23 protein-coding genes are annotated in these 25131 nt (G+C 65.5%); 9 read left to right on the forward strand and 14 right to left on the reverse strand.

From position 1 onward, the window contains the following. Nucleotides 1-128: 128 nt before the first annotated feature. Entirely contained in the window at nucleotides 129-584 is a 456-nt protein-coding gene (locus BM190_RS27700; protein WP_092260742.1) for a MarR family winged helix-turn-helix transcriptional regulator, read from the reverse strand. Nucleotides 585-659: 75 nt separating this feature from the next. On the opposite strand from BM190_RS27700, the gene BM190_RS27705 reads away from it, so the two are divergent. Continuing rightward, nucleotides 660-1436 (forward strand): SDR family NAD(P)-dependent oxidoreductase, encoded by a 777-nt coding sequence (locus tag BM190_RS27705; protein WP_092260744.1) that lies wholly within the window; start codon nucleotides 660-662, stop codon nucleotides 1434-1436. A gap of 191 nt (nucleotides 1437-1627) precedes the next feature. Here the strand turns inward: BM190_RS27705 and mdlC are convergent, their stop codons facing one another. The 4 genes from mdlC to BM190_RS27725 all read right to left on the reverse strand — a co-directional run bounded on the left by mdlC (nucleotide 1628) and on the right by BM190_RS27725 (nucleotide 6576). Beyond that, nucleotides 1628-3250 carry a benzoylformate decarboxylase gene (mdlC, locus tag BM190_RS27710; RefSeq protein WP_092260746.1) on the reverse strand — a complete coding sequence of 541 codons (1623 nt, stop codon included), beginning with the start codon at nucleotides 3248-3250 and terminating at the stop codon, nucleotides 1628-1630. A gap of 175 nt (nucleotides 3251-3425) precedes the next feature. Then, on the reverse strand, nucleotides 3426-4277 hold the full coding sequence (locus BM190_RS27715; RefSeq protein ID WP_092260748.1) for an HTD2 family dehydratase: 852 nt from the start codon (nucleotides 4275-4277) through the stop codon (nucleotides 3426-3428). A gap of 15 nt (nucleotides 4278-4292) precedes the next feature. Then, nucleotides 4293-5396 (reverse strand): CaiB/BaiF CoA transferase family protein, encoded by a 1104-nt coding sequence (locus BM190_RS27720; RefSeq protein ID WP_177237317.1) that lies wholly within the window; start codon nucleotides 5394-5396, stop codon nucleotides 4293-4295. Nucleotides 5397-5406: 10 nt separating this feature from the next. After that, on the reverse strand, nucleotides 5407-6576 hold the full coding sequence (locus BM190_RS27725) for an acyl-CoA dehydrogenase family protein (RefSeq protein ID WP_018317224.1): 1170 nt from the start codon (nucleotides 6574-6576) through the stop codon (nucleotides 5407-5409). A 125-nt stretch (nucleotides 6577-6701) separates the two neighbouring features. On the opposite strand from BM190_RS27725, the gene BM190_RS27730 reads away from it, so the two are divergent. After that, complete coding sequence (locus tag BM190_RS27730) at nucleotides 6702-7622, forward strand: LysR substrate-binding domain-containing protein (protein ID WP_092260752.1); 921 nt, start codon at nucleotides 6702-6704, stop codon at nucleotides 7620-7622. Between the two features lie 280 nt (nucleotides 7623-7902). Here the strand turns inward: BM190_RS27730 and BM190_RS27735 are convergent, their stop codons facing one another. Further along, nucleotides 7903-9177: a cytochrome P450 gene (locus tag BM190_RS27735; RefSeq protein ID WP_177237318.1), complete on the reverse strand. Its 1275-nt coding sequence runs from the start codon at nucleotides 9175-9177 to the stop codon at nucleotides 7903-7905. A 169-nt stretch (nucleotides 9178-9346) separates the two neighbouring features. Then, complete coding sequence (locus BM190_RS27740) at nucleotides 9347-10612, reverse strand: cytochrome P450 (protein ID WP_092260831.1); 1266 nt, start codon at nucleotides 10610-10612, stop codon at nucleotides 9347-9349. Nucleotides 10613-11022: 410 nt separating this feature from the next. Here BM190_RS27740 and BM190_RS27745 point away from each other — a divergent pair, with 410 nt between their 5' ends. Both BM190_RS27745 and BM190_RS27750 read left to right on the forward strand, forming a co-directional pair. Then, nucleotides 11023-12168 carry a YjgN family protein gene (locus tag BM190_RS27745; RefSeq protein WP_026201813.1) on the forward strand — a complete coding sequence of 382 codons (1146 nt, stop codon included), beginning with the start codon at nucleotides 11023-11025 and terminating at the stop codon, nucleotides 12166-12168. Nucleotides 12169-12171: 3 nt separating this feature from the next. Continuing rightward, nucleotides 12172-13284, forward strand: coding sequence for a M48 family metallopeptidase (locus tag BM190_RS27750; protein WP_092260754.1), 1113 nt, complete (start codon nucleotides 12172-12174; stop codon nucleotides 13282-13284). A gap of 69 nt (nucleotides 13285-13353) precedes the next feature. Here BM190_RS27750 and upp read toward each other — a convergent pair whose 3' ends face one another. The 4 genes from upp to BM190_RS27770 form a co-directional block, all read right to left on the reverse strand. After that, nucleotides 13354-13983, reverse strand: a complete 630-nt coding sequence (gene upp, locus BM190_RS27755) for a uracil phosphoribosyltransferase (protein WP_018317218.1) — start codon at nucleotides 13981-13983, stop codon at nucleotides 13354-13356. A 168-nt stretch (nucleotides 13984-14151) separates the two neighbouring features. Continuing rightward, nucleotides 14152-15390 carry a URC4/urg3 family protein gene (locus BM190_RS27760; RefSeq protein ID WP_092260756.1) on the reverse strand — a complete coding sequence of 413 codons (1239 nt, stop codon included), beginning with the start codon at nucleotides 15388-15390 and terminating at the stop codon, nucleotides 14152-14154. Between the two features lie 7 nt (nucleotides 15391-15397). Next, nucleotides 15398-16654 carry a GTP cyclohydrolase II gene (locus tag BM190_RS27765; protein ID WP_018317216.1) on the reverse strand — a complete coding sequence of 419 codons (1257 nt, stop codon included), beginning with the start codon at nucleotides 16652-16654 and terminating at the stop codon, nucleotides 15398-15400. A 276-nt stretch (nucleotides 16655-16930) separates the two neighbouring features. Beyond that, entirely contained in the window at nucleotides 16931-17566 is a 636-nt protein-coding gene (locus BM190_RS27770) for a VOC family protein (RefSeq protein WP_092260758.1), read from the reverse strand. Nucleotides 17567-17827: 261 nt separating this feature from the next. Between BM190_RS27770 and BM190_RS27775 the strand changes: the two genes are divergently transcribed. Next, the gene (locus tag BM190_RS27775; protein WP_092260760.1) at nucleotides 17828-18952 is read left to right on the forward strand and encodes a threonine synthase; all 1125 of its coding nucleotides are present in this window, start codon (nucleotides 17828-17830) and stop codon (nucleotides 18950-18952) included. Nucleotides 18953-19114: 162 nt separating this feature from the next. After that, complete coding sequence (locus BM190_RS27780; protein ID WP_092260762.1) at nucleotides 19115-19921, forward strand: class I SAM-dependent methyltransferase; 807 nt, start codon at nucleotides 19115-19117, stop codon at nucleotides 19919-19921. Between the two features lie 195 nt (nucleotides 19922-20116). On the opposite strand, the gene BM190_RS27785 is transcribed toward BM190_RS27780, so the two are convergent. Both BM190_RS27785 and BM190_RS27790 read right to left on the reverse strand, forming a co-directional pair. Then, nucleotides 20117-20932, reverse strand: a complete 816-nt coding sequence (locus BM190_RS27785; protein ID WP_092260764.1) for a DUF2927 domain-containing protein — start codon at nucleotides 20930-20932, stop codon at nucleotides 20117-20119. Nucleotides 20933-21130: 198 nt separating this feature from the next. Beyond that, nucleotides 21131-21709 (reverse strand): L,D-transpeptidase, encoded by a 579-nt coding sequence (locus tag BM190_RS27790; RefSeq protein ID WP_018317212.1) that lies wholly within the window; start codon nucleotides 21707-21709, stop codon nucleotides 21131-21133. 267 nt (nucleotides 21710-21976) lie between these two features. On the opposite strand from BM190_RS27790, the gene BM190_RS27795 reads away from it, so the two are divergent. Next, a complete protein-coding gene (locus tag BM190_RS27795; protein WP_177237319.1) occupies nucleotides 21977-23524 on the forward strand; it encodes an acetolactate synthase large subunit in 1548 nt (515 codons plus the stop codon). A gap of 192 nt (nucleotides 23525-23716) precedes the next feature. Further along, nucleotides 23717-24235: a hypothetical protein gene (locus tag BM190_RS27800; protein WP_092260768.1), complete on the forward strand. Its 519-nt coding sequence runs from the start codon at nucleotides 23717-23719 to the stop codon at nucleotides 24233-24235. Between the two features lie 42 nt (nucleotides 24236-24277). Here the strand turns inward: BM190_RS27800 and BM190_RS27805 are convergent, their stop codons facing one another. Then, a complete protein-coding gene (locus BM190_RS27805) occupies nucleotides 24278-24511 on the reverse strand; it encodes a DUF3551 domain-containing protein (protein ID WP_018317209.1) in 234 nt (77 codons plus the stop codon). Between the two features lie 257 nt (nucleotides 24512-24768). Here BM190_RS27805 and BM190_RS27810 point away from each other — a divergent pair, with 257 nt between their 5' ends. Then, nucleotides 24769-25104 (forward strand): hypothetical protein, encoded by a 336-nt coding sequence (locus BM190_RS27810; protein WP_092260770.1) that lies wholly within the window; start codon nucleotides 24769-24771, stop codon nucleotides 25102-25104. Nucleotides 25105-25131 lie beyond the last annotated feature (27 nt).

The following is a 25131-nucleotide window of genomic DNA, read 5'->3' on the forward strand; positions in this document are numbered from 1 at the left end:
GGACCCATAACCACAGGGAGAAGTTTGGCGAAGACTGGTAGATGTTCTTGCGCGCGGTACTGACACCTGCGCTTTACGGATAAATCACGCGGTATGGGTCCCTGCGTTCGCAGGGACGACACCGGTGGTTACCGAGGCAACGTCTCCTCCACCCGGCTCGCCCGCAGCGCCCGCGCATAGAGCATCATGCCGTCGCGCACGGTGCGCTGCTCCGCCGCCGTCAGCGCCGCCAGCGCGCCGCGGACCTGCTGCCGGCCGAACGCGTGCAGCGCCTCCAGCGTGCGCCGGCCCTTCGCCGTCAGCGACAATAGCTTGCTGCGGGCATCATTCTCATCCGGCGTCTCCCTGAGCTCGCCGCAGTCGATCAGCTTGCGCACCAGGCGGCTGACGCTGGATTTCTCCAGCCGCAGGAAATCGCCGAGCTCGGCTGAGGTCATCGGACCGCGGATGCCGATCTCCAGGATGGTGTGCACGGCCGACGGCGGATAGTCCGAGGCCGCCACCGTGGCATCCATGAAGCCGAGCTCGCGCACCATCAACCGCGAGGCGGCGCGAATGTCGTCGATCAGCGCAAGCTCGGCCATCTTGACTCCTGGTGTATAGTTGTATCATACAACTATATGCGTGCAGCGGCGCGCGCAAGGGTTTTGGAGTGAGCCATGAGCGGAGCTTTGCCGGCAGGTCAGCGGATGCGGGGCAAGGTCTGCCTCGTCACGGGCGGCGGCAGCGGCATCGGCCGCGCCACAGCGTTGCGGATGGCGACCGAAGGCGCCGAGGCGATCATCGTCGCGGGCCGGCGCGAGGCCGAGATCGAGGCGACCGCCGCTTCATGCCGCGAACTCGGTGTCGAGGCGATCCCGCTCAAGACCGACATCACGCGCGAGGACGACGTCGCGCGCCTCGTCGGCACCGCCATTGAACGTTGCGGCAGGCTCGACGTCGCCTTCAACAATGCCGGCTTCCAGGAGCGCCGCGCGCCGCTGGAAGAGCAGGGCACTGATATCTACGACAGCGTGTTCGACACCAATGTCCGCGCGCTGTTCCTGTGCCTGCGCCATCAGCTGCCGGCGATGCTGGCGCAGGGCCGCGGCAGCATCGTCGTCAACGCTTCTGTCAGCGGCGTGCGCAATCCCAACCCCGGCTTCTCGCTCTATTCGGCCTCGAAGGCCGCCGCGATCTCGCTGACGCGCTCGGCCGCGCTGGAGAACGCCCCGCGCGGCATCCGCATCAACGCCATCGCGCCGGGCCGCGTCGTCACCGACATGATGCTGCGCGCCGGCGTCGGCGATGTCGCAACCGTCAGCGCCGGCCTGCCGTTGCGGAGGATGGGGAATCCGGAGGAGGTGGCCGAGGCGGTGGTGTGGCTGTCGTCGGATGCGTCGTCCTATGTGGTCGGGCACGTGCTCGCGGCGGACGGGGGGTTTTTGGCGTCGTAGGTTTTTGGACGGTGGCGCAACAAACTCAGTGTCGTCCCCGCGAACGCGGGGACCCATAACCCCAGGGAGAAGTTTGGCGAAGACTGGTTGTATTTTTGCCCGCGGTACTGACACCGCGCCTTACCGATAGATCACGCGGTATGGGTCCCTGCGCCCCGTGCGCAATTGCACACTAGGCAGGGACGACAGCGTCAATGCTTCTGCCCGTACAGCACCGGCACCGCCGAATCCACGACGACCTCGACCAGGCTCGTGCCCTCGAATGCCATCCCTTGCCTCAGCGCCTCGCCGAGCTCGGCGGCCTTGCTGACCCGCACCGCATGGCAGCCCATGCCTTCGGCGAGCCGGACGAAATCGATGCCCGGCAGCTCCAGCCCGGGCACGTTGCGCACCTGCATCACCTGGCTGAACGAGCGCATCGCGCCGTAGCCGGAATTGTTGATGACGACGATGGTCAGCGGCAGCTTGCGCTGCGCGGCGGTCCACAGCGCCTGGATCGAGTACATCGCCGAGCCGTCGCCGATCAGGCAGACCGTGCGGCTGCTCGGCTTGCCGAGTGCCATGCCGACGGCGGCGGGCAGAGAGTAGCCGAGGCCGCCGCTCGCCATGGTGTAAAAACTGTCATGGCCGCGCATCGGCATGAATTTTTGCATCGCCGGCCGGTGCGAGGGAACCTCCTCGACGAGCGACGCACCATCCGGCATCGCCTGCGACAGCGAATGCAGCAGGAACTCGACCGGCAGCGGATCGGCGGCCTGCGGCGCCGGCGGCAGCGTGCGGCCCTTTGGGGCCGCGCGTTTGGTCTCCGGCAGCAGGTCGAGCAGCGTGCTCAGTGCCGGCTTCATCGTCGCGATGATGCTGGTGCCGACCGGCGTGACCGCCGCGGCATCCGCATCATCGGTGATCTGAAAAATCGTCGCACCACCGTCGAAGATCGCGGCATGGCCCTCGACATGGAAGGTGAACACCGGCGCGCCGATGACGACGACGAGATCGTGCGCACGCAGTGCGTCGGAGAGTTGCGCCGGCGAGGCGTGCAGAAACCCTGAGAATTGCGGATGCCGCTCGGGAAACGAGCAGCGCGCCGAGAACGGGCTGACCCAGACGCTCGCCTTCGCCTTCTCGGCGACGCGCACCATCAGGTCGACCGCACCGGCGCGGTCGATTCCGGGGCCGACGACGAGGGCTGGGTGCTTTGCGCTAGCGAGCGCAGCGACCAGTGCCTTCATTGGCTCAAGCTCGGGCCCGATCTCGCGGCTGACCATGCGCGCCTCGATCGGCGCGCAGGCATGCGCCCAGTCGTCGATCGGGATCGACACGAAGGTCGGTCCGCATGGCGGCTGCATCGCGGTGTAATAGGCCCGCGCGATCGCGGCCGGCACGTCCTCGGGCCGCGCCGGTTCGACGCTGTATTTCACGTAAGGCCGCGGAAATTCCGATGCGCGCTCGGCATAGAGGAACGCCTGCAGCGGCAGGATCGAGCGCGCCTGCTGGCCCGCAGTGATCACCAGCGGGGTCTGGTTGCGGTGCGCGGTGTAGATGTTGCCGAGCGCGTTGCCGACGCCGGCGGCCGAATGCAGATTGACGAAGCCGGCATTGCGGGTTGCCTGCGCATAGCCGTCGGCCATGCCGACGGCGGAGGCCTCCTGCAGCGCCAGCACGTAGTCGATGTCATCGGGCCAGTCGCTCAGGAACGGCAGCTCGGTCGAGCCGGGATTGCCGAACACCCTGTCGATGCCGAACGATCGCAGCAGGTCGAGCGTCGCCTGCTTGACGGTGACGGACTTGCTGCCGGGCTTGCCGTTCTTGGCCATGGTTTCCGTCCCTTCTCAATTCCTCATCCTGAGGAGCGCGTCTTCGCGCGTCTCGAAGGATGAAGGCCCGGCTGGTGGCCTCGCCCTTCGAGACGCGCGCGAAGAGGCGCGCTCCTCAGGCTGAGGGTCTAACTTCCTACATCGTCATTACATTCGCAATGACGAGGAGAGGCCGTCACCACACCGCCGTCCCCTTCATCGTCGGCTGCCCCTCCGCATTCGCGGTCCACAGCTCCATGCCATCCGCGGTCTCGTTGGCGTTGACCGAGAACTCGGTGCCCTCGAACAGCGGCTGCAGGCCGCGATACGAAAACTTCTTCGGCGCCTCGCCGCCGTGCAGCTTCGCAGCCATCTCGATGATCAGCGCCGCCTGCAGCGGGCCGTGGAAGATCAGGCCCGGATAACCCTCGACCTTGGTGACGTAGTCGCGGTCGTAATGGATGCGGTGGCCGTTGAAGGTCAGCGCCGAATAACGAAACAGCAGCACGGGATCGGAGACATGGGTATCGCGGTGCTGCGCCTTCGGCGGCGGAGGCGGGGCCTTGGCGCCAGCGGGCGCGTTGCTCGTCATCTCACGATAGACGATGTCCTGCCGCTCGCGGATCGCGGTGCCGCGCGGCGAGGAGATGCTGTGCTCGACAGAGACGAAGCACAGCGTGCCGGTCGAGCCGGTCTTGACCTGCACGTCGGCAATGCGCGAGGTCCGCGTCGATTCATCGCCGACCTGCAGCGGCTGCAGGAACTCGATCTCGCCGCCGGCCCACATCCGGCGCGGCAGCGGCACCGGCGGCAGGAAGCCGCCGCGGGTCGGGTGGCCGTCGGGCCCTAGCATCGACATCGGAAACACCGGCTGCGCCAGGCACCAATGCACCGTGAACGGCGCGGCATCGCCCTTCCTGGGCTCGCCGACCTCCTGGAACAGCGTCGCGCGCAAACCCATCACGAGCTGCGCGGTGACGATGTCGGTGGCCTCCGTGCTGCGGCCGATCCATTGCCGCAAGTGTTCGATGTCGAGCTTCTCGGTCATGACGCCTCGCTCTTCTTACTTCTTGGACTTTGGCTTTTCGCCGATGGCGGGCACAGCGCCGTAAGCGCGCGTCTCGCCGACGACGATCGGCGCCGGCGCGGGATAGCTGACACGTCCCTGCGGCGTGTCCACCTCGATGCGGCGCAGATGCGGGTGGTTGGTGAGGTCGGCCATGGTGTTGACCTCGGCAAAGGCGATGTCGGCGTCCGAGAGCCGCTTGAGCAGCTCGTCGCGCGTCATCTTGCCGAAGATATCCGCCACCGTCGTGTCGGTGAAATCACGGTTGCGCACGCGCTCGACCATGTTGGCGACGCGGGGATCGGCGGGCAAATCGGGTTGATCCAGCACCTTCGCGCACAGCGTCTTCCACTCGCGTTCGCTCTGGATCGAGATCAGGATGTCCTTGCCGTCTTTCGAGGTGAACACGCCGTAGGGCGCGATCGAGGGATGGCGCAGGCCCATGCGCTTGGGCGGATTGCCGGCCTCGGAGTTGAGCAGCGGCACGGTGCACCAGTCCGCCATCACGTCGAACATAGAGATGCGGATGTCACAGCCCTTGCCGGTGCGCCCGCGTCCGATCAGCGCTTCCAGGATCGCCGCATGCGCGGTGGCACCGGTGGCTACGTCGACGATCGACATGCCGACGCGCGAGGCGCCATCGGGATTGCCGGTGATCGAGGCGAGGCCGCTCTCGGCCTGGATCAGCAAATCATAGGCCTTGCGATGTGCATAGGGACCCTCGTCGCCATAGCCGGTGATCGTGCACGAGATCAGCTTCGGATAGTCCTTCAAAAGCCGCTCGCGCGAGAAGCCGAGCTTGTCCATCGAGCCCGGCTTCAGGTTCTGGATCAGCACGTCGGCGCTGGCGATCAGCTTTTCCAGCTCGGCGCAGCCTTCTTTCGTCGCGAGATCGACCACCGCCGATTGCTTGCCGCGGTTGAGCCAGACGAAATAGCTGCTCTGGCCCTTAGCCGCCGCGTCATAGCCGCGGGCGAAATCGCCCTCGGGCCGCTCGATCTTGATCACCTCGGCGCCGGCATCCGCCAGGCGCGAGGAGCAGAACGGCGCCGCCACCGCCTGCTCGACCGCAATCACCCTGATCCCGTCCAATGCTCCCATGATGGTGGCCTCAGTACGAGCGCGGCATGCCGAGCACATGCTCGGCGACGAAGGAGAGCACGAGGTTGGTCGAGATCGGTGCCACCTGATAGAGCCGCGTCTCGCGGAACTTGCGCTCGACGTCGTATTCCTCGGCGAAGCCAAAGCCGCCATGGGTCTGGATGCAGGCGTTCGCCGCTTCCCAGGACGCATCCGCCGCCAGCATTTTTGCCATGTTGGCCTCCGCGCCGCAGTCGAGCCCGGCCTCGTATTTGCGGGTGGCTTCCTTCACCATCAATTCGGCCGCGCGCATCGAGGCATAGGCCTTGGCGATCGGGAACTGGATGCCCTGATTCTGGCCGATTGGCCGGCCGAACACGCTGCGCTCCTTGGCGTAGTTCGTTGCCTTGGCGATGAACCATTTGGCGTCGCCGACGCATTCCGCCGCGATCAAAATGCGCTCGGCATTCATGCCGGAGAGGATGTAGCGAAACCCCTTGCCTTCCTCGCCGATCAGGTTCTCCGCCGGCACCTTCATGTCGGTAAAGAACACTTCGGTGGTGGCATGGTTCATCATGGTGCGGATCGGGCGGATCTCGAGGCCGTTGTTCTTGGCCTCGCGCATGTCGACGATGAACACCGACAGTCCGTCGGTGCGCTTCTTGGCCTGCTCCTTCGGCGTGGTGCGCGCCAGCAGCACCATCAGGTCTGAATGCTCGGCGCGGCTGGTCCAGATCTTCTGGCCGTTGACGATGTAGCTGTCGTTGCCATCCTTGCGCGCGAAGGTCTTCAGCGAGGAGGTGTCGGTGCCGCTGGTCGGCTCGGTGACGCCGAAGGCCTGCAGGCGCAATTCGCCGCTGGCGATCTTCGGCAAATATTTCGCCTTCTGCTCCGCATTGCCGTGCCGCAGCACGGTGCCCATCGTGTACATCTGGGCATGGCAGCCGCCGCCGTTGCAGCCGGCGCGCTGGATCTCTTCCAGGATCGCCGCGGCCGCCGAGAGCTTCAGCCCCGCACCGCCATATTCCTCGGGGATCAGCACCGAGAGATAGCCGGCCGCTGTCAGCGCGTCGACGAAGGCCTTGGGATAGGCCATCTCGCGATCGAGCTTGCGCCAATATTCGCCGGGGAACTGGGCGCAGAGCTTTGCGACGGCTTCACGGATGTCGGCGTAATCTTCGGTGTGGTGTTCTTCACTCATGGCGTTTCCAGTTCTTAGCGGCAGTTAAGATAACGCCGGCCGATCCTCAGGCGTTGTGAAAACAACGCCAGCCCCCTATGCTCATTTGTTATAGCGTATGGAGTAGCCTTCCAGGATTGGCAAGCATGGATTTCCGGCAGCTCAGGACCTTCAGTTGCGTGGCGGAGCTCGGCAGCCTCTCCAAGGCCTCCGACACGTTGCGCGTGGCGCAGCCGGCGCTCTCCCGGCAGATCAAGCTGCTGGAACATGAGCTGCGAACTGAACTCTTCACCCGCAACGGCCGCGGCATGGTGTTGACCGAAGCCGGCCGGCTGCTGCTGGCGCGCACCTCCGGCATCGTGCGGCAGATCGACCAGATCCGCGACGACATCCAGTCGTCCAAGGGGCCGCCGTCGGGCCAGGTCGTGCTTGGCCTCGTTCCAACCGTGAGCTGCGTGCTGTCGGCGCGCTTTGCGCGGCGCTGCGTCGAAAAATTCCCCGGCATCTCGCTGCGCATCGTCGAGAGCTACAGCGGCCATCTCGTCGAATGGCTGCATCGCGGCGAGATGGATCTCGCCATCCTCTACGGCCGCTCCGCCGATCTGCATCTCAACGTCGAGAGCCTGGGGCGCGACAACATCGTGGCGGTCGGCCCGCGCGGCTGCGGCCTCGCGCGCAAGAAGAGCGTCGACATCGGCTGGCTGCTCCGGCAACGGCTGGTGCTGCCCAGTCATTCCCACGGCCTCCGCGCGCTGATCGAGCACGCGGCCGCCCAGCGCAAGATCAAGCTCGACGTCCAGCTCGAGGCGGATTCGTTTCGCGTGCTGACGAGCCTGGTCGAGAAGGGCCTCGGCTTCGCGCTGCTGCCGCCGTCGTCGGTCCACGGCGAGGTCGCGGAGGGACGGCTGGAAACCGCGCCGGTATCCAAGCCGATGACACGCGAGCTCATTTTCGCTTCTCCAATCGACCGCCCGGTCTCGACGGCCTCGCTCGCCGTCACGGCGCTGCTGCGCGAGGAAGTCGCGGCCTGCCGCAAGGAAGGCGTCTGGGACATCAAATTGAGTTAGATGCGCTGACGTCGTAGAACAGTCAGGCGCCGCCTTGCCTTCGCATCTGGCGCGAGCTGTCATGCCGAAATTTTATAGCTGCGGTGCGAGCTCTAGGGGCGTTCGGAGCGCGCTCTTTATTCACACTCGGTGTCATTGCCCGCGAAGGCGGGCAATCCAGTATTCCAGAGGCCGCGCGGCTAGAATCGAGAAGCCGCGGCGTACTGTCATGCCCCGCCTTCGCGGGGCATGACAGTGGAGATTGAGGAGATCGATTGCCCCAGGGCAGTCGATTAGCAGCCTACCCCGGAATCCTGACCGGCAGCGTCTCGTACCCCTTGATGAAGCTCGAATAGATCCGCTTGGGCTCGCCGACCACCTCGATGCGGTCGAAGCGTTTCAGCATCTCTTCCCAGACGATGCGCAGCTGCAGCTCGGCGAGGCGCATGCCGACGCAGCGGTGGATGCCGAAGCCGAAGGAGAGGTGGGTGCGCGGGCGCGGGCGGTCGATGATGAAGTCGTTCGGCCTGTCGAACATCTCCTCGTCGCGGTTGCCGGAGACGTACCACATCACGACGCGGTCGCCCTTCCTGATGTGCTTGCCGCCGACCTCGGTGTCTTGCAACGCGGTGCGGCGCATATGCGCCAGCGGCGTCTGCCAGCGGATCACTTCGGGCACCATGGAGTCGATCAGCTCCGGATTGGCGCGTAGCCTGTCGTATTGCTCCGGGTTCTCGTTCAGCGCCAGCACCGAGCCGGTCATGGTGTTGCGCGTGGTATCGTTGCCGCCGACGATGAGCAGGATGATGTTGCCCATGAGGTTGTCGGGGTCCATGTGCCGCGTGGCGTCGTTGTGGGCCATCAGCGACAGCAGATCGTTGCGCGGCGCCGAATTGACGCGCTCGTTCCACAGCTTGGACATGTAGGCGTAGCACTCGTCCATCTCGCGGCGGCGTTCCTCGGCGGAGGCGACGATGCCGCTCTTGGGCAGCGCGGTCGAAACATCCGACCAGCGCGTCAGCTTGCGCCGCTCCTCCCAGGGGAAGTCGAACAGGGTCGCCAGCATCTGCGTCGTCAGCTCGATCGAGACGCGCTCGACGAAATTGAAGGTCTCGTTGCGCGGCAGATTGTCGAGCACCGTCTGCGAGCGCTGGCGGATCAGCTTTGCCAGCTCGTCCAGATGTGTCGGCGTGAACATCGGCGACACCGTCTTGCGCTGCGACGAATGCCTGGGCTGGTCCATCGCGATGAAGCTCGGATAGTCGTAGCCTTCCGGCACGTCGCGGATCGAGATGCCGCCGAGCGTAGAGTCCGAGGAGAAGATGCCGTGATTGGTGTCGACATGCATGATGTCGTTGTACTTCACCACCGACCAGTACGGTTCGATCGGCGCGTTGGTGCAGTAATGCACCGGCTCTTCCTTGCGCAGTCGCTCGAACCACGGCCACAGCGTGTCGTCCTGGAACAGCCGGGGCGCGCCGGGGTGGAATTGGGACAACGGCGTCGCATAGGCCTCCTCGCGGGCCCTGCGCATGCGTTCGGCCTTGTCCACTTTAACCGGCGCTTGGATGTTCATCGTCGTGGCTCCAATTGGTTGTCTGACCTCTCCCGCTTGCGGGAGAGGTCGGCGCGTAGCGCCGGGTGAGGGTTTTCTCCGGATTGTCCCGTTGCGGAGATACCCTCTCCCCAGCCCTCTCCCGCAAGCGGGAGAGGGGGCGCAGCATTGTCGTGGCATAGTTCGCAACTCACGCCGCGATCTTCACCGGCAGCTCTTCCAGACCCTTCACGAAACTCGAATAGACCCGCTTGGGTTCGCCGACCACATCAATATGGTCGAACCGCCTAAGGATTTCTTCCCAAATAATCTTGAGCTGGAGTTCGGCAAGCCGCAATCCCACGCAGCGGTGGATGCCGAAGCCGAAGGACAGATGCGTGCGCGGGCGGGCGCGGTCGATGATGAATTCGTAGGGCTTCTCGATCGCCTCCTCGTCGCGGTTACCCGAGACGTACCACATCACGACTTTGTCACCTTTCTTGATCTCTTTGCCCCGGAACTCGAAGTCCGTGAGCGCGGTGCGCCGCATATGCGCCAGCGGCGTCTGCCAGCGGATTACTTCGGGCACGAAACTGTCGAGCAATGCGGGGTTCTCGCGCAGCTTGCGATACTGTTCCGGATGCTGGCTCAGCGCGTGGAGCGAGCCCGACATGGTGTTGCGCGTCGTGTCGTTGCCGCCGACGATCAAAAGCACGAGATTGCCGAGGAAGTTCTTGGCGTCCATGTCGCGCGTCGCGGCGCCATGCGCCATCATCGACAACAGATCGCTCTTCGGCGGCTGCGCGATGCGCTCCTTCCACAGCCGTGCGAAATAGCTGGCACATTCGGTCAGCTCGGCCTGACGCTCGTCTTCGGTGGCGACGAGGCCGTCGGGGCCGGGGATGGTGGTGGCGATGTCGGACCAGCGCGTCAGCTTGCGGCGGTCCTCCCAGGGAAAGTCGAACAGCACCGCGAGCATCTGCGTGGTGAGCTCGATCGAGACGCGGTCGACCCAGTCGAACACCTCGCCGCGGGGCAGGTTGTCCAGGCACTCGGCCGAGCGCTTGCGGATGTTGAGGGCGAGATTGTCCAGATGCGTCGGCGTGAACATCGGCGCCACGGTCTTGCGCTGCGCCGCATGGCGCGGCGGATCCATCGAGATGAAGCTCTCGCGGCGCAGGTCCGGATCGATGTCGCGGATGGTGATGCCGCCGAGCGCGGAGGCCGAGGAGAACACCGAATGGTTGGTCTCGATCTCCATGATGTCGTTGTAGCGCGTCACCGACCAGTACGGCCCGAACATCGAGTCTTTGCAATAGTGCACGGGATCTTCCCGGCGCAGCCGATCGAAATACGGCCAGAACGCATCGGTCCTGAACAATTCCGGGTCGCCCGGATCGTACTGCTCCAGCGGCAGTGAGTTGGCGCGCTCGCGCAATGCGTCGAGCTTTGCCGCGCTCTCCATGGTCCCATGCATGACCGCTCTCCCTGGCATGAACCGCGCGTTCTCGTTGAATTCTGCGCTGCGGTATTTGATTTGCAATTACAGCCGGTTGTCTGCGCCGGAGCAAGGGAGAGTTTTGTCACATCCAACCTTTGGGCGTGGCCGGGCGCGTAGCCCGGATGGAGCCAACGGGTCGGCGCAAAGCGCCGCCCGATGACAGGCTCCGCGTAATCCGGGGCCGGCGTGACTTGGGGCACGATCCCGGACTGCGCTGACGGGATCTCGATCAGCGTGACCCGCCGCACACCATTTGTCGTGAAATCGTGCCAGAAACCGACTGGAATCAAGGTAAATCGAACCCCGCCATCTTGGGGACCGACCAAGCTCTGATCTATAGTTTGACCCGATCAAGACCGCATCCCGAGGTTGCCGCCGTGAACGACATGCAATGGACCCCCATCGGCTCCGAGCCCTTACCGCCGCCGCTGCCGCCCACGCGGGTCGATTTCAGCGGTGACCGCTCCGAGTTCCGGAAAATGGTCACCAAGGGGGCCATGCTGGAGCTCGTCACCTTCGGCTTCTACCGGTTCTGGCTCGTCACCGACATCCGTCGTCATCTGTGGGCGAACACCGCGATCGACGGCGATGCCGCCGAATATACCGGGCGGGCCAAGGAGCTCCTGGTCGGCTTCCTGTTCGCGCTCGCGATCCTGGTGCCGATCTATCTCGCCTACTTCCTGATCGGCATCGAGTTCGAGCGCTGGCAGGGTTTTGCCTCGACGCCGCTGTTCATCGGCTTCTACGCCTTCGGCCAGTTCGCGATTTTTCGTGCGCGACGTTACCGGTTGACGCGCACCGTTTGGCGCGGCGTCCGATTCTGGATGGACGGCTCGGGCTGGGCCTATTCGTTCCGCGCCATGGCGTGGGGCTTGCTCGTATTCCTGACGCTCGGCCTGGCGCTGCCCTGGCGCGAGGCCGCGCTCGAACGCTACAAGATGCAGCACACCCATTACGGCGATCTTCGCGGCGATTTCGAGGGCAACGGCTGGACCTTCTTCAAGCGTGGCTGGTGGCTGTGGCTGCTCAGCCCGATCGCGCTGGTGATCTTCCCGCTCGCGCCGTTCTTCTATGCGGAGTTCAAGGCGCGCGAATGGCGCTGGTGGCTCGACGGCATCCGCATCGGCGGCGTCAGCCTGTCCTCGGACCTGCCGCACGATGCCTTCTACGGCCTGTACTGGAAGGTGATCGGCTGGTGGACGCTGCTCTCGATGGTATTCTCCGCCTATCTCGGCGGCTCCGCCTTGCTGGTCGTCCAGCTGAGCGGCGTTCCGGCCGATCAGGTGTTCGGCTCCGACAATGCCGCCAGGAGCATCCCGATGGTGGTGATGATGGTAGCAGGCTATCTCGCGCTGGCGCTTGCGATCAACATCGTCATGCGGGTCTATCTTCAGCGTGATCTCTGGGCCAAGGTGCTGGAGACCGTCAAGGTGCACGACATCGGCGCGGCGTCGGATGTGCAGGGGCGCGGCGTACTTGCCAGTGCGCTCGGCGAAGGTTTTGCTGACGGGCTCGATGTCGCGGGATTCTGAGCTGTGAGTGACGTATTTGCCGAGGCGCCGGCGCAGGCCGCCAAGCCGACCATCTTCTTCGACGGCACGTCGAGCCGCCGGCGGCAGGTGACGCTGACGTTCGCTGATGCGCTCGAGATCCTCGAGGAGGGCGGAACGCCGGTTCGCTGGTCCTATGCCGACATTCGCCGCGCCGACAGTCCGCCCGGGATTTTGCGCCTGGCCTGCACCACGGCGCCGCCGCTGGCGCGGCTCGAGATCCGCGACGCTGTACTCGCGGCGGACGTGACCGTCCGCTGCACCGATCTCGACGAGCACCGAACCTCGCGCCGCGGCGTCGCAAAGATCGTCGGCTGGTCGGTGGCTGCCACCGTCTCCATCGTCTGCGTCGTGCTGTTCGGCGTGCCGCTCGCCGCCGACCGGCTTGCACCGCTGGTGCCGAAACCGATCGAGCGGCGCATCGGCGATGCCTCCGAAGTCCAGGTGAAGACCATCTTCGGTCGCAGCGTGTGCGAAGACCCCGCGGGTAAGGCCGCGTTCACAAAGCTGGTCAACCGCCTGCGCGATGCCGCCGGCCTCGACGACGATTCCATGACAGCGGGCGTGCTGCCGACCGCGGTGCCGAACGCGTTCGCGCTGCCCGGCGGCAAGGTCTACGTGCTGAGGGGCCTGCTCGACAAGGCGCAGAACCCCGACGAGCTCGCCGGCATCCTCGCGCACGAGCTTGGCCATCTCAAGCATTACGACAACATGCGCGGGCTGATCTACAACGGCGGCACCTCATTCCTGATCGGCCTGTTGTTCGGCGACGTCACCGGCTCATCCGCCGTGATCTTTGCCTCGCGCACCGTCGTCGAAGCCTCCTATTCGCGCGAGGCCGAGACTGCTGCCGATACGTTCGCGATCGAGATCATGCACAAGCTCGGCCGCTCGCCGAAGCCCGCTTTTGAGCTGATGTACCGCATCACCGGCAAGGAAGGCGGCTCCACGCTCACGTCGATCCTCGCCAGCCACCCGCTGACCGAGGACCGCCTCGCTCGCATGACCAGGGAAGATCGCCCTGTCAGCGGCCCGCCGCTGCTGACTGACAAGGAATGGCAGTCGCTGAAGGGAATCTGCGGCAGCGGGAAGATCTGAAGGTTGATCGCTGCAACGGCGGAGGTGCGCTCCCTCTCCCGCAAGCGGGAGAGGTGCTTTAGAGCGCGCCTACCGCGTCCCGTAGGCGCGGTCGCCGGCATCGCCAAGGCCCGGCAGGATGAACCCGTTCTCGTCGAGACCTTCGTCCACCGCCGCGGTCCAGATCGGCACGTCCGGATGCAAGCCGCGCAGCCGTTCGAGTCCTTCCGGCGCGGCGATCAGGCAGGCGAGGCGGATGTCCCTGGCGCCGCGCTCTTTCAGGCGGTCGATGGCGGCGACGGCCGTGTTGGCGGTGGCTACCACCGGGGTCACCACGATCGCGAGGCGCTCGCCGAGGTCGGACGGCGATTTGAAGAAATACTCGACCGCCGCAAAGCTGTGCGGTTCGCGGTAGAGCCCGATATGGGCGACGCGCGCAGTCGGCACCAGGTCCATCATGCCGTCGACGAAGGTGGTGCCGGCGCGCAGCATCGGCACGAACACCAGCTTCTTGCCGGCGATCTTGGCCGAGTGCATCGTCGCCAGCGGCGTCTCGATCACGGTATCCGCGAGCGGCAAATCGCGCGTCACCTCGTAGCAAAGCAGCATGCCGATCTCCTTGATCAGCTCCCTGAACGATTTTGTGGAGATCGATTTGTCCCGCACCAGCGTCAGCTTGTGCTGCACCAGCGGATGATCGACGATCGTGACGCCTTCCATGATGGGATGCTCTTCTTCTTCCCTTCTCCCCTTGTGGGAGAAGGTGGCGCGAAGCGCCGGATGAGGGGTATCTTTCCGCGTATTCCAATTGAGAGATCCCCCGCGGAGAGAGACCCCTCACCCGGCTTCGCTTTGGCGAAGCCACCCTCTCCCGCAAGGGGAGAGGGTTTAGAAAACCGTGCCGTCGCTGATCACCTTCAGCGGCGGCGAACCGTCGGGCCGGCGCGCAAAGGCAATGGCGCGGCCGGCGGCCCAGGTGCCGCCTTCCAGAATGCTGGCGAGCGGTAATGTCTCGGGCGTGCGGCCGAGCTTTGCGCGAACCAGCTCGGCAAGCCGGTCCAGCAGCGCGACCGTCAGCGCACGCCATTCCACGACGAGCAGCGAGTCCACCGCATGCGCACGCTCGGCATCCGCGGCATCGCGCAGACGCAGCACCTCGTAATCGACGAACAGTCCGCCGTTGCGGTATTCCGCAAGCCCCGTCAGGCCGTCGATGTCGGTGACGTCGAGGCCAGCGCGCTGCAGCGGTTCGATCAGGGAATAACTCAGCCATTGCGACAGCTTGTGCAGCGGCACGAGGCCCGCGGTCGCATCATCCGCCCTAAGCGCCGGATGGCGCCAGCAATCGCCGAGCGGAATCTTTGCAAGCTCCAGCCGCGACGGCCAGATCGGTCCGAGCTGGTTCAGCACCGCCGACAGGATCGCAGGCGCGGCAATGGCGCCGCCCTTCGCCTGCGCCGCGATGTGATCAAACAGCCCGCCCGGCCGCGGTGTATCTTGCAGGCCGAAAATCTCGGCGCGCTCCGCGACCAGCTTGCCCAGACGCCGCAACAGATCCGCGCGCCCCTCGAGCCCGAGCAGCGTATTGGTGTCGCTGACCTGAAAAGCGGAGGTGAGTGCGGCGAGCGGCAGCTGCGCGAGCACGTTCGCATCGGCCCTGAATGGCGAGCCGGCGTCGCGCGAAAAAAGACCGCTCGCAAACATGTCGAGGCTGGCGATCGCGAGCCCCTCGGACCGGCCGATGCTTTCGCCGCTCATGGCATCGCGGTAGCGCCAGGCCGCGCCCGCGCCGGCATCGAGCAGCACGCTGACGATGGCAAGGTCGAACTCCGCGCGCGCCCGCGCGGCGCGGTCCGGCCACGAAGCCGCGTCGGCAAGCTTCGCCCAGCGGTCGGCGCCGCCAAGCACAAAATGCCGCCAGCGCGCATGGAATGGAATCTCCAGCGCCGGATAGGCTTTGCGGGTCACCGCGAGCACGGCCTCCGCGACACCATCCATCCGGTCGAGATCGATCGTGAAGTGGCGGAGGCCGCCGGCAAGGCCGATCTCCAGCATCTGCGCGGCCCGCGCGCGCACCGCATCTGCGGTGAGCAGCGAGCGTGCTTGCAATTCCAAAGCCTCCCGCATCGCGCGATCAGTATTTTTCCAGCGAACGCCCGACCACGCCGTCCACGTCCTTCTCGGGCGCGATGTCGGTCGAGTAATAGCCGGCGGCTTTCTTCGCGGCGATCTCGACATAGGCGTCGGCGGGAATCAGCTCCGGCGGGATCGGCACGCGCTCGACGATGTCGATGCCTTGCGAGGTCAGCGCGTCGTATTTCATGTCGCTCATCGACAGGAAGCGGTCGATGCGCTTCAGACCGAGCCAGTGGATCGTATCCGGCATCAATTGCTGGAAGCGGGCATCCTGCACGCCGGCGACGCATTCGGTGCGCTCGAAATAGGCGGCGGCCGCATCGCCGTCCTCCTGGCGCTTGCGCGCGTTGTAGACCAGGAATTTGGTGACCTCGCCGAGCGCGCGGCCTTCCTTGCGATTGTAGACGACGAGCCCGAGCCCGCCTTCCTGCGCGCCGCGCGCGGATTCCTCGATGCCGTGGATGAGATACGGACGGCAGGTGCAGATGTCGGAGCCGAACACATCGGACCCGTTGCACTCGTCATGCACGCGGCAGGTGATCTTGGTGCGATGGTCCGGCAGTTTCGTCACATCGCCGAACATGTAGACGGTGGTACCGCCGATCGGCGGCAAAAACACCTTCATGTCCGGCCGCGTCACCAGCTCGGGGAACATGCCGGCGGTCTGCTCGAATAGCGTGCGCCGCAGCTCGGTCTCGGCGGTGCCGAAGCGCGCCGCAAGCCCCGGCAGGTACCAGACCGGATCAATCGCGATTTTCACGACGGAGACGCTGCCATTGGCATGCACGACCTCGCCGTCGGCGCGTAGCCGTTTTGCGGCCAGCGCCTCGCGGATCTCCGGCAGGTCGAGCCGCGCTCGCGTCACGGCGATGCTCGGGCGGATGTCGGAGCCTTCTGCGATCTCCTTACCGAAATTCTCCGCGACCAGATGCCCCCAGGGATCGAGCGCGACGATCTTGGCGGGATCGCGCCATTGCTCGAACGGTCCGATGGTCGCCGCCGGAAACGTATTGGTGAGGTCGGGCCTGCGAATCGGATCGAGCGCACCGGCGGACACCGCGAGCGCACGGTACATCGCGTAGGACCCGCCATGGCTGCCGATCACGTTGCGATCCCCGGCGCGCGAGACCGTGCCGATGATCGGTCCGCGGGCGCGCGCGTCAGCGGCGCCCCAGTGGATCGGGAAGGCGGACTTCCGGCCCGGCTCCGGATGCGAAGTCAGGCGGATGTGGTCGGTACGGTTCGCGCGGCTCATGACCAAACTCCCAAAAAGCCAACGGCCCGCCGCTCGGACGGGCCTGGCTCGGTCGCGTTGCCGACGCGGAACATCGGCGACGCAAGCTCAATCCAACATATTGTAGCGGCAAGACGCGACAGACAAGTTAATCGTGCTGCGCGCGCAGGGCCTCCGCTGCCGATGCCGGTCACCAGCCATTGCCATGCCCAGCTGAATGGCGCACGGCACCGGTATACAGGCTATATCTATGTAGTTATTTGTGTTTTTGAAGGGGCCACCGGCCGGCGAGGCCGGCTAGACCAGCTGCCGGTCGCCTCCCGGCGTCCGGATCACCGCGCGAAACGAGGGCGCGGAATCGTGACTGAAGCGGATGCGCGGATCGTCCAGAAAGCCCGCCAGCGACGCGGCGATCGTGTCCGCCTCGGGGTGCCGTATCTCGAATTCCACCAGGGAGCAGCCGAGATCGGCCATGCGCGACGCTGGATGCGGTCCGGCCGGCCACTCGATCACGGTCGGAAACGCGCCGTCGAACGGCATCGAGCCGTCGGGCGGGACGGAGATCAGCCATTCGAGATGGCCGCGCGTCACCGTGATGGCGGGTTTTGCGACATGCGGGATCGTCGCGAGCGCGGACGTGATGTCGGACGTGCTCACGACCCAGGTCATGAGCCGCGGCGAAACTGCGAGCACCGCGCGCGTCCGTGCATCGTCCAGCGCGAACCAGCGCGGCCGGCTGGGCGCGGGAGCCGACGGGTTCGGCGCGATCACTTCGAGGAACGCTGTCTCGCTCAACCGCAGCAGGTGATTATGCGTGCCCATCAGCGGATGCGCGCCGCCGGCCGGCGGCGCAATGCCGAGCGCGGTCTCGACATAAGCGACGCCCTCGGCAAGGTCGTTCGCGGCGACGGTGATGTGGTCAAGACGAAGCATGGCTAGCGATCCGATTTCTTCTCGAGTTCTTCCAGGCTATGGCCATATCGTGCGACCAGGTTGAATCTGCGCACGGTCGAGTTCGCGCTGACTGTAACCTTTGGTCCATCGAACTGCCATCGCCTGTCCGCGCTCCCTGCAAGTGAGACGGCGTATCGTGCACAAATCGGGCTGCGTCCACACCCTTGCAAACGCGTGACTGGATAAAGCCCATATATTCAGACATATCGACTGGATCGGTTGACCGCCCCGGAGACCCCCATGCCCGCCAGCTACATCGACCCCCGCAACGGAAAGCTCTATGCGCTCGACCAGCCGCGCTGGTGCTCGGACGAGCGCACGCCGCTTCTGGTGACGCCGGGGGCGGGGATCTCGCGTGAGGACATCGACGGCCGCACGCGCTCGCTCTGGCGCTACCGCGCGGCGCTGCCGGTCGAGATCAAGACTCCGATCACGCTCGGCGAGGGCTGCACGCCGCTGGTGCAGCAGGGCTGGGGCGATTTGCGGCCGTTGTTCAAGCTCGAATGGTTCAACCCGACCGGCAGCTTCAAGGACCGCGGCTCGGCCGTGATGCTGTCCTTCCTGCGCCAGATCGGCGTCGACGCCATCTTGGAAGACTCTTCCGGCAATGGCGGCTCGTCGATGGCGGGGCTGGGCGCCGCCGGCGCCATGCGCGTGAAGATCTTGGCGCCGGCCTCGACCTCGCCGGCGAAGATCGCGCAGGTGCGCGCTTACGGCGCCGAGGTGCAGCTCGTCGAGGGCCCGCGCGAGGAATCGGAAGCCGAGGCGATCCGGCAGTCGAGCCAGACCTTCTATGCCAGCCACAATTGGCAGCCGTTCTTCCTCGAAGGCACCAAGTCGCTCGCCTATGAAATTTGGGAAGATCTCGGCTTCCGCGCCCCCGATAACATCATCGTCCCCGTTGGCGCCGGCAGCTCTCTTCTCGGGTGCGCCTTCGGCTTCCGCGAGCTGTTGAGGGCCGGCCAGATCGCGAAGCTGCCGCGGCTGTTCGCGGCGCAGCCACTCAACTGTTCGCCGATCGATGCGAGCTTTCAGGCCGGTGTCGATACGCCTGTCGCGCGCGAGGTCAACAAGACCATTGCCGAAGGAACCGCCATCAAGCACCCGCTGCGCCTGCGCGAGATCATTGCGGCCTTGCGCGAGAGCAGCGGCGGCACCGTCGCGCTCACTGAGGACGAGATCGTCGCCGCCCTGCGGCGACTGGCCCGGCAGGGCCTGTTCGCCGAGCCGACCAGCGCCAGCGCGGCTGCGGCGCTGGACAAACTCTCGGCCACCGGCGCCATCAAGGCGACCGACACCACGGTCGCCGTCCTCACCGGCACCGGCCTGAAGGCCGCAACCACCGTCGCCGATCTCGTCCAGTAGGGTCCGATCTGTTGGGCCGTGTTGCGGCGCGGCCGCCGCGGGACGAGGGCGTTGCAGAAGGCCCGGGCATCCGCGTTGCCGCGGAGCCATGCGGCCGCGTTGAACCTTCGGCGCCCGTCGCCAGCCTCATGAAGATCCAGCTCGCGCAAAGGGGAGAGTTCCATGACCGCGCAGGATCCGTTTGCAGGTTTCAAGGCAGTCCAGAAGGAAGCCTGGTCGCTGTTCACGCCGATGGAAGTTTTCACGACACCGACCGCCGCCAAGCTCGTCGGTTTTGCCGGCGTTGCCGCCGGCCAACGCCTGCTCGACGTCGGATGCGGCACCGGCGTTGTCGCGATCACGGCGGCGCGCCGCGGTGCGAAGGTCAGGGGTCTCGATCTGTCGCCGGTCCTGATCGAACGGGCCCGCGAGCATGCGCAATTGATGAACCTCGATGTCGACTTCAAGGACGGCGACGCCGAAAGCCTGCCCTATGGCGACAACGAGTTCGACGTGGTGCTCAGCCAGTTCGGCCACATGTTCGCGCCGCGCCCGGACGTCGCGATCGGCGAGATGCTGCGCGTGCTGAAGCCCGGCGGCACCATCGCCTTCTCCACCTGGCCGCCGCATCTGTATGTCGGGCGGATGTTCGCGCTGATCGGTCGCCATCTGCCGCCGCCCGAGGGCGTGGCATCGCCGGTGTTGTGGGGCGATCCGAAGATCGTCGCCGAGCGTCTCGCGGGGAAAGCGAAGGACCTCTCCTTCGAGATGGACATGATGACGCCGTCCGCCCTCAGCCCGCAGCATTTCCGCCGCACCATGGAAACGACGATTGGGCCTTTGATCAAGCTCGTCGCCCAGTACAAGGACGAGCCGGACAAGCTCAAGAGCTTCCGAGCCGAATTCGAGGCGCTGATCTCGGAATATTTCGACCCCGGCCACAATGTGATGCGCCAGCAGTTCCTGATGTCGAAGGCAAGCAAGGTGTGAGGCTGAAGCGATAAGCCGCCGCGATCGCACGTGCTCCTTCTCCCCTTGTGGAGAAGGTGGCGCGAAGCGCCGGATGAGGGGTCTCTCTCCACTCAATGAAATTGAACTTGCGGAGAGAGACCCCTCACCCGTCTCGCCGCTATGCGGCGAGCCACCCTCTCCCACAGGGGGAGAGGGTGCAGCGAGCAAGCGCCTTCACTCCTTCAGATCATTCACCTGCTTGACCCAGCTGCGCACGTCGGCGAGCACGGCGGGCAGCACCGCCTTGACCTCGGCCACGGTCATGCCGGGCTTGATGCGGGGATCGTACAGCAGATTGAGGATGTACTGGTCGTAGACGTCGAAATAGCCCATCGAGACGTTGTCGTTGAACATCGTCCACGGCACGCTCGCGGTGTCGTTGATGGGCCCGAGCGATTGCAGCAGCTCCTCATAGGCGCAGTCGAGAAAGACGAAATCGCCGTTGTCGACGGTGAGGATGACGTCGGAATGCTCGATCTCGAAATTGTCGTTCTTGCGGAAGCCGGACAGGCATTGCGGGTCGAGCGAGGTACGGATCTCGCGCGCCTTCTCGGCGCCGTAGAAGCTGGAGATGGTGCGGAAGAGGTCGCGGTCGCGCACCAGCTTCACCCGCACATTGGCCGCTTCGGCGGTCGCGATCATGGCGATGTCGAGATGCTGCACGCGATGGGCGATGTCGGCCACGACCCTGGCGAGCTGCGTCTTGCGGTCGGCGCGGTCGCTCTCGGCGTACACGCGCACCGGCCCGTCGAATTTGCGAATGCGGTCGACGCGGCCGGCGAGGTGATATTCGGCGCCGAACGCCGTCTTCAGGAAGCCCTCGACGATCTCTCCGTCGGTAAAATTCTTCTTCTCGGAGCGCTGGCGCGAGGAGACCGCGGGCAACTCGCCCGCCACCGCCGTGGTCGCGGGATCGGGCGCGCATGTGAGCGCGGCGAGCGCCAGCAGGGCGATGCGAAGGGCAGCCGAGGACGGATTGAGTGCGCTCATCGTCGTGCGACGCTGCCGTATTCACGTCGCGCGCACAAGGCCGCAGATTCACGCGGCCTGCGGGTTCCCGGCATTGTCTGTAGCAAGAGAGTTACAGTGTCGTAGGGTGGGCAAAGGCGCGAAAGCGCCGTGCCCACCATCGCGCCGCAACCGCAGTCAGTGGTGGGCATGCCTCCGGCTTTGCCCCGGAAGCGTGCGTCAGTTGTTCAGCACCACCACCGTGGTACCGACCGAGACGCGGCCGTAGAGATCGCTGACGTCGTCATTGGTCATGCGGAAGCAGCCCGAGGAGACCGCCTGGCCGATCGTCTCCGGCTCGTTGGAGCCGTGGATGCGGTAGAGTGTCGAGCCCAGATACATCGCGCGCGCACCGAGCGGATTCTCGACGCCGCCCTTCATGTGGCGCGGCAGGTCCGGCCGGCGGGCCAGCATCTGCGACGGCGGCGTCCAGTCCGGCCATTCCTTCTTGGCGGTGATCCTGTGGACCCCGCCCCAGCGGAAGCCGTCGCGGCCGACGCCGATGCCGTAGCGCAGCGCCTGGCCGTTCTGCAGCACCAGATACAGCCGCCGCTCGCTGGTGTTCACCACGATCGTGCCGGGGGCGTAATTGCCGTTATACATGACGGTGGTGCGGGGGATCGGATTGGCGCCGGAACGGAAGAAGTTCGGTCCGCCGCCCATGATGTCGCGCGAGTCGAACTCTTCGGCGAACGCGCCGCCCGCCATGGCCGACAGCAGTGCGATGGCGGCAATCGGCGCGGCAAAAAACCGGATCATTGTTTCCCCCAGCAAAAAATCGATTCAACAAGGGCCACAGGCCATATTTGCGGGCTTTTCGCAAGCCACGGCCCCGTGAGGGATGCCATGCTTAACGATTGACGTCACCAGATCCGCAACCGCGCCAATTTGACGAAAAGCGTTATCCAAGCCAGCGCATCCTCGCGCGGGGCAGGGCCGCGATGGCCCCTATTGCTTTGACGGGGCCTGCGAACAATGATTGGTCGGATACCTCACTCGAAATCGGCGGTTGCGGGAGCAAGAAGAATGAACGGTGCGGAAAGCCTGGTGCGGACGATGGTCAAGGGCGGGGTGGACATTTGCTTCTCCAACCCGGGAACCTCCGAGATGCATTTTGTCGCAGCGCTCGACCGGGTCTCCGGCATGCGCTGCGTGCTCGGCCTGTTCGAGGGCGTGGTGACGGGCGCGGCCGACGGCTACTACCGCATGAAAGGTACGCCGGCCTCGACCCTGCTGCATCTTGGCCCCGGCCTCGCCAACGGTCTTGCCAACCTGCACAACGCCAAGAAGGCCAATTCCGGCATCGTCAATATCGTCGGTCAGCATGCCGTCTATCACATCGACTACAACGCGCCGCTGACCTCCGACATCGAGGGGTTGGCCCGGCCGATGTCGTCCTGGGTCCGGACCTCGCCGAACTCCAAATCGGTGGCCGCCGACGGCGCCGCCGCGATCGCCGCCGCCAAGAGCGCGCCGGGTCAGATCGCGACCCTGATCCTGCCCGCCGACACCGCCTGGAACGAGGCCGACGGCATCGCCGAGGTTCCGGCCGAGCAGCAGCGCGCGAGCTATTCGCCGCAGGCGGTCGAGCGGGCCGCGAAGATCCTGCACGGTGACGGCGAGGGCACGCTGCTGCTGATGACCGGCAGCGCGCTGAGCGAGCAGGGCCTGGCGCTGGCCGAGCGCATCGCCGCCAAGACCGGCTGCACCGTGATGGGCCCGACCTTCCGCCCCAAGATGGCGCGCGGCCGCGGCCGCTACTCGATCGACCGCATCCATTACGTGATCGAGAACGCGCTGCCGATGCTGGCCAAGTTCCGTCACATCGTGCTGGTCGAGTCTGACGATCCCGTGGCGTTCTTCGCCTATCCGAACAAGCCGAGCATGCTCAAGCCTGAGGGCTGCGACGTCCATCGCATGACCTCCTGGGGCGAGAACTCGGTCGCAGCGCTCGAGGCGCTTGCGGGTGCGGTGAAGGCGAGCGCGAAGGACGTCAAGCCGCAGGCCGTGCAGGAGCTGGTCAAGCCGACCGGCGCGCTCACCTTCGCCTCGATCGCGCAGGCGATCGCCTGTGCGATTCCCGAAAACGCGATCATGGTCGACGAGTCCCTCACCACCGGCCGCGGCTTCTTCCCGCCGACGGCGGCGGCGGCGCCGCACGACTGGCTGCAGAACATGGGCGGCTCGATCGGCTTCTCGACGCCGCTCTCGATCGGCGCTGCGATCGCCTGCCCGGACCGCAAGGTCATCACCATGGTCGGTGACGGCAGCGCGATGTACACGATCCAGTCGCTGTGGACGCAGGCGCGCGAGAACCTTGATATCGTCACCATCGTGTTCGCCAACCGCATCTACCAGATCCTGCGCGGCGAGTTCGACAATGTCGGCGCCGGCGAGCCCGGTCGGCGCGCCAACGACATGCTCCGCCTCGACCGGCCCACGCTGGATTTCGTGGCGCTGGCCAAGGGCATGGGCGTGCCCGGCCGTGCTGTCACCAATGCCGACGAGTTCAACAAGGCGCTGGCCGAAGCCGTCGCCGAGCCGGGGCCGCGGCTGATCGAAGTCCAGATGTAGGGGGTTGATTGAACAAGCTCTCTCCCCACGTCGTCCCGGCGAACGCCGGGACCCATAACCCCACGGAGAGGTTTGGCGAAGACTCGGAGTTCGGTACGTGCGCCGTGTACACTCGATAGACCTCGCGGCATGGGTCCCGGCGTTCGCCGGGACGACACCGAACCAGGTGCGCGAGATGGGCCCGGAGGCACGATGCAGACCGAGCTGAACAAGGTAATCGCGGCGCTGCGGGACTTCTACGCCCACGAAGGCTTCCTGTTCGAGAAGGACATCGGCGAACGCGCGGTCACGCACCGCTTCGCCGTGCATCTGGAAAAGCAGTTCTCTGGCTGGTCGGTCGACTGCAACTATGACCGGCTCGGCGAGCGTACGCTGCATCTGCCGCACGGCACCATCATCTCGACCGACGACCATCTCGGCAAGTCGATCTACCCTGACGTCGTCGTGCATCAGCGCGAGATCCCGAACAATCTGCTCAGCGTGGAGATCCGCAAGGCGAGCAATCACACCCCGATTGAGCACGACCAGCACAAGCTGAGGGCGCTGACCGACGTCCACGTCTGGTTTCCCTACTGGGTCGGCGTGCTGCTGGTGCTGGACAAGGACCAGGTGACGACGTCGGAGGTCTATGTCAGCGGCGCCGTCGACGACCCGCTGTCGCGCTGGTTCGCGTTACGGCTCGAGGAGATCGGCCTTGGAGCTCGCGCATAGAGACGTGCGGCGTGCGCGATCGCCGCGCACGCCGCGACGTGGTCAGTAGGCGTAGGGCTGCGAGTAGGCGTAGCGCGGGTTGATGCCGCAATAGGCCGATGTGCCGGAGGCCGTCGCCGCACATTGCTGGTAGCTGGCGAACTGGCAGTTGCCGGGATAACCCCAGTTGCGGCCTTGCAGGCAGTATCTGTCGCTTCCGGCCTGGGCCGGGGCCGCCGACAACGACGCGGCGATCAAGGTTGCGAACGATGCAAGCGTGAGGATGGTGCGACGCATTTCAATCTCCTTCATGGTAGGTGGAACGGCCGAGCCTTGGCGTTCCCGTGGCTTGTCTGACGCGGGGTCATGCTGTGTTGGTCTCCCCGGCGCCGGATGCGTTCGAAGCGAGGACCATCGTGACGCAGCCGGCGCCTTGCACTGTGATCTCGGCCACAGATCGCACACGGGTTCCGACCTATCCTCAGCGAACTTGCACGCCTCGATCCGGTGGGACTAGGCTTGCCTCGTTCGGATCAAGGCATTTGGAGGTTCTCATGCAGAAATCATATTTGCTGGCTGCGGTGGCAGCACTGGCGCTCATGACGCAAACGCCGCATGCCCTGGCCCAAAGCGCGCCGGCCGCCGGCGGAACAGCTGCGCCTGCGGCGACAACCGCTGCGCCGGCAACGACGGCGGCGCCGGCCGCGACCACCGACAGCTCCAGCCAGCCGACCGACTCCAAGAAGAGTGCGTCGAAGAAGCCGGCGAAGAAGAAGATGACGCGGCAGCAGGAAATCGATCGCTCCGTCGACACCGGCACCGTGCCCGCGCGCTATCGCAGTTCGGTGCCCAAGCAGTACCAGCAATATATTCCGTTCGCTAAGCAGTGACGGATCGCATGGCGGCGCGGGATGCTC

Origin of the sequence: Bradyrhizobium sp. Rc3b (genome assembly GCF_900114915.1) — a bacterium.
Taxonomy (GTDB): Bacteria; Pseudomonadota; Alphaproteobacteria; order Rhizobiales; family Xanthobacteraceae; genus Bradyrhizobium.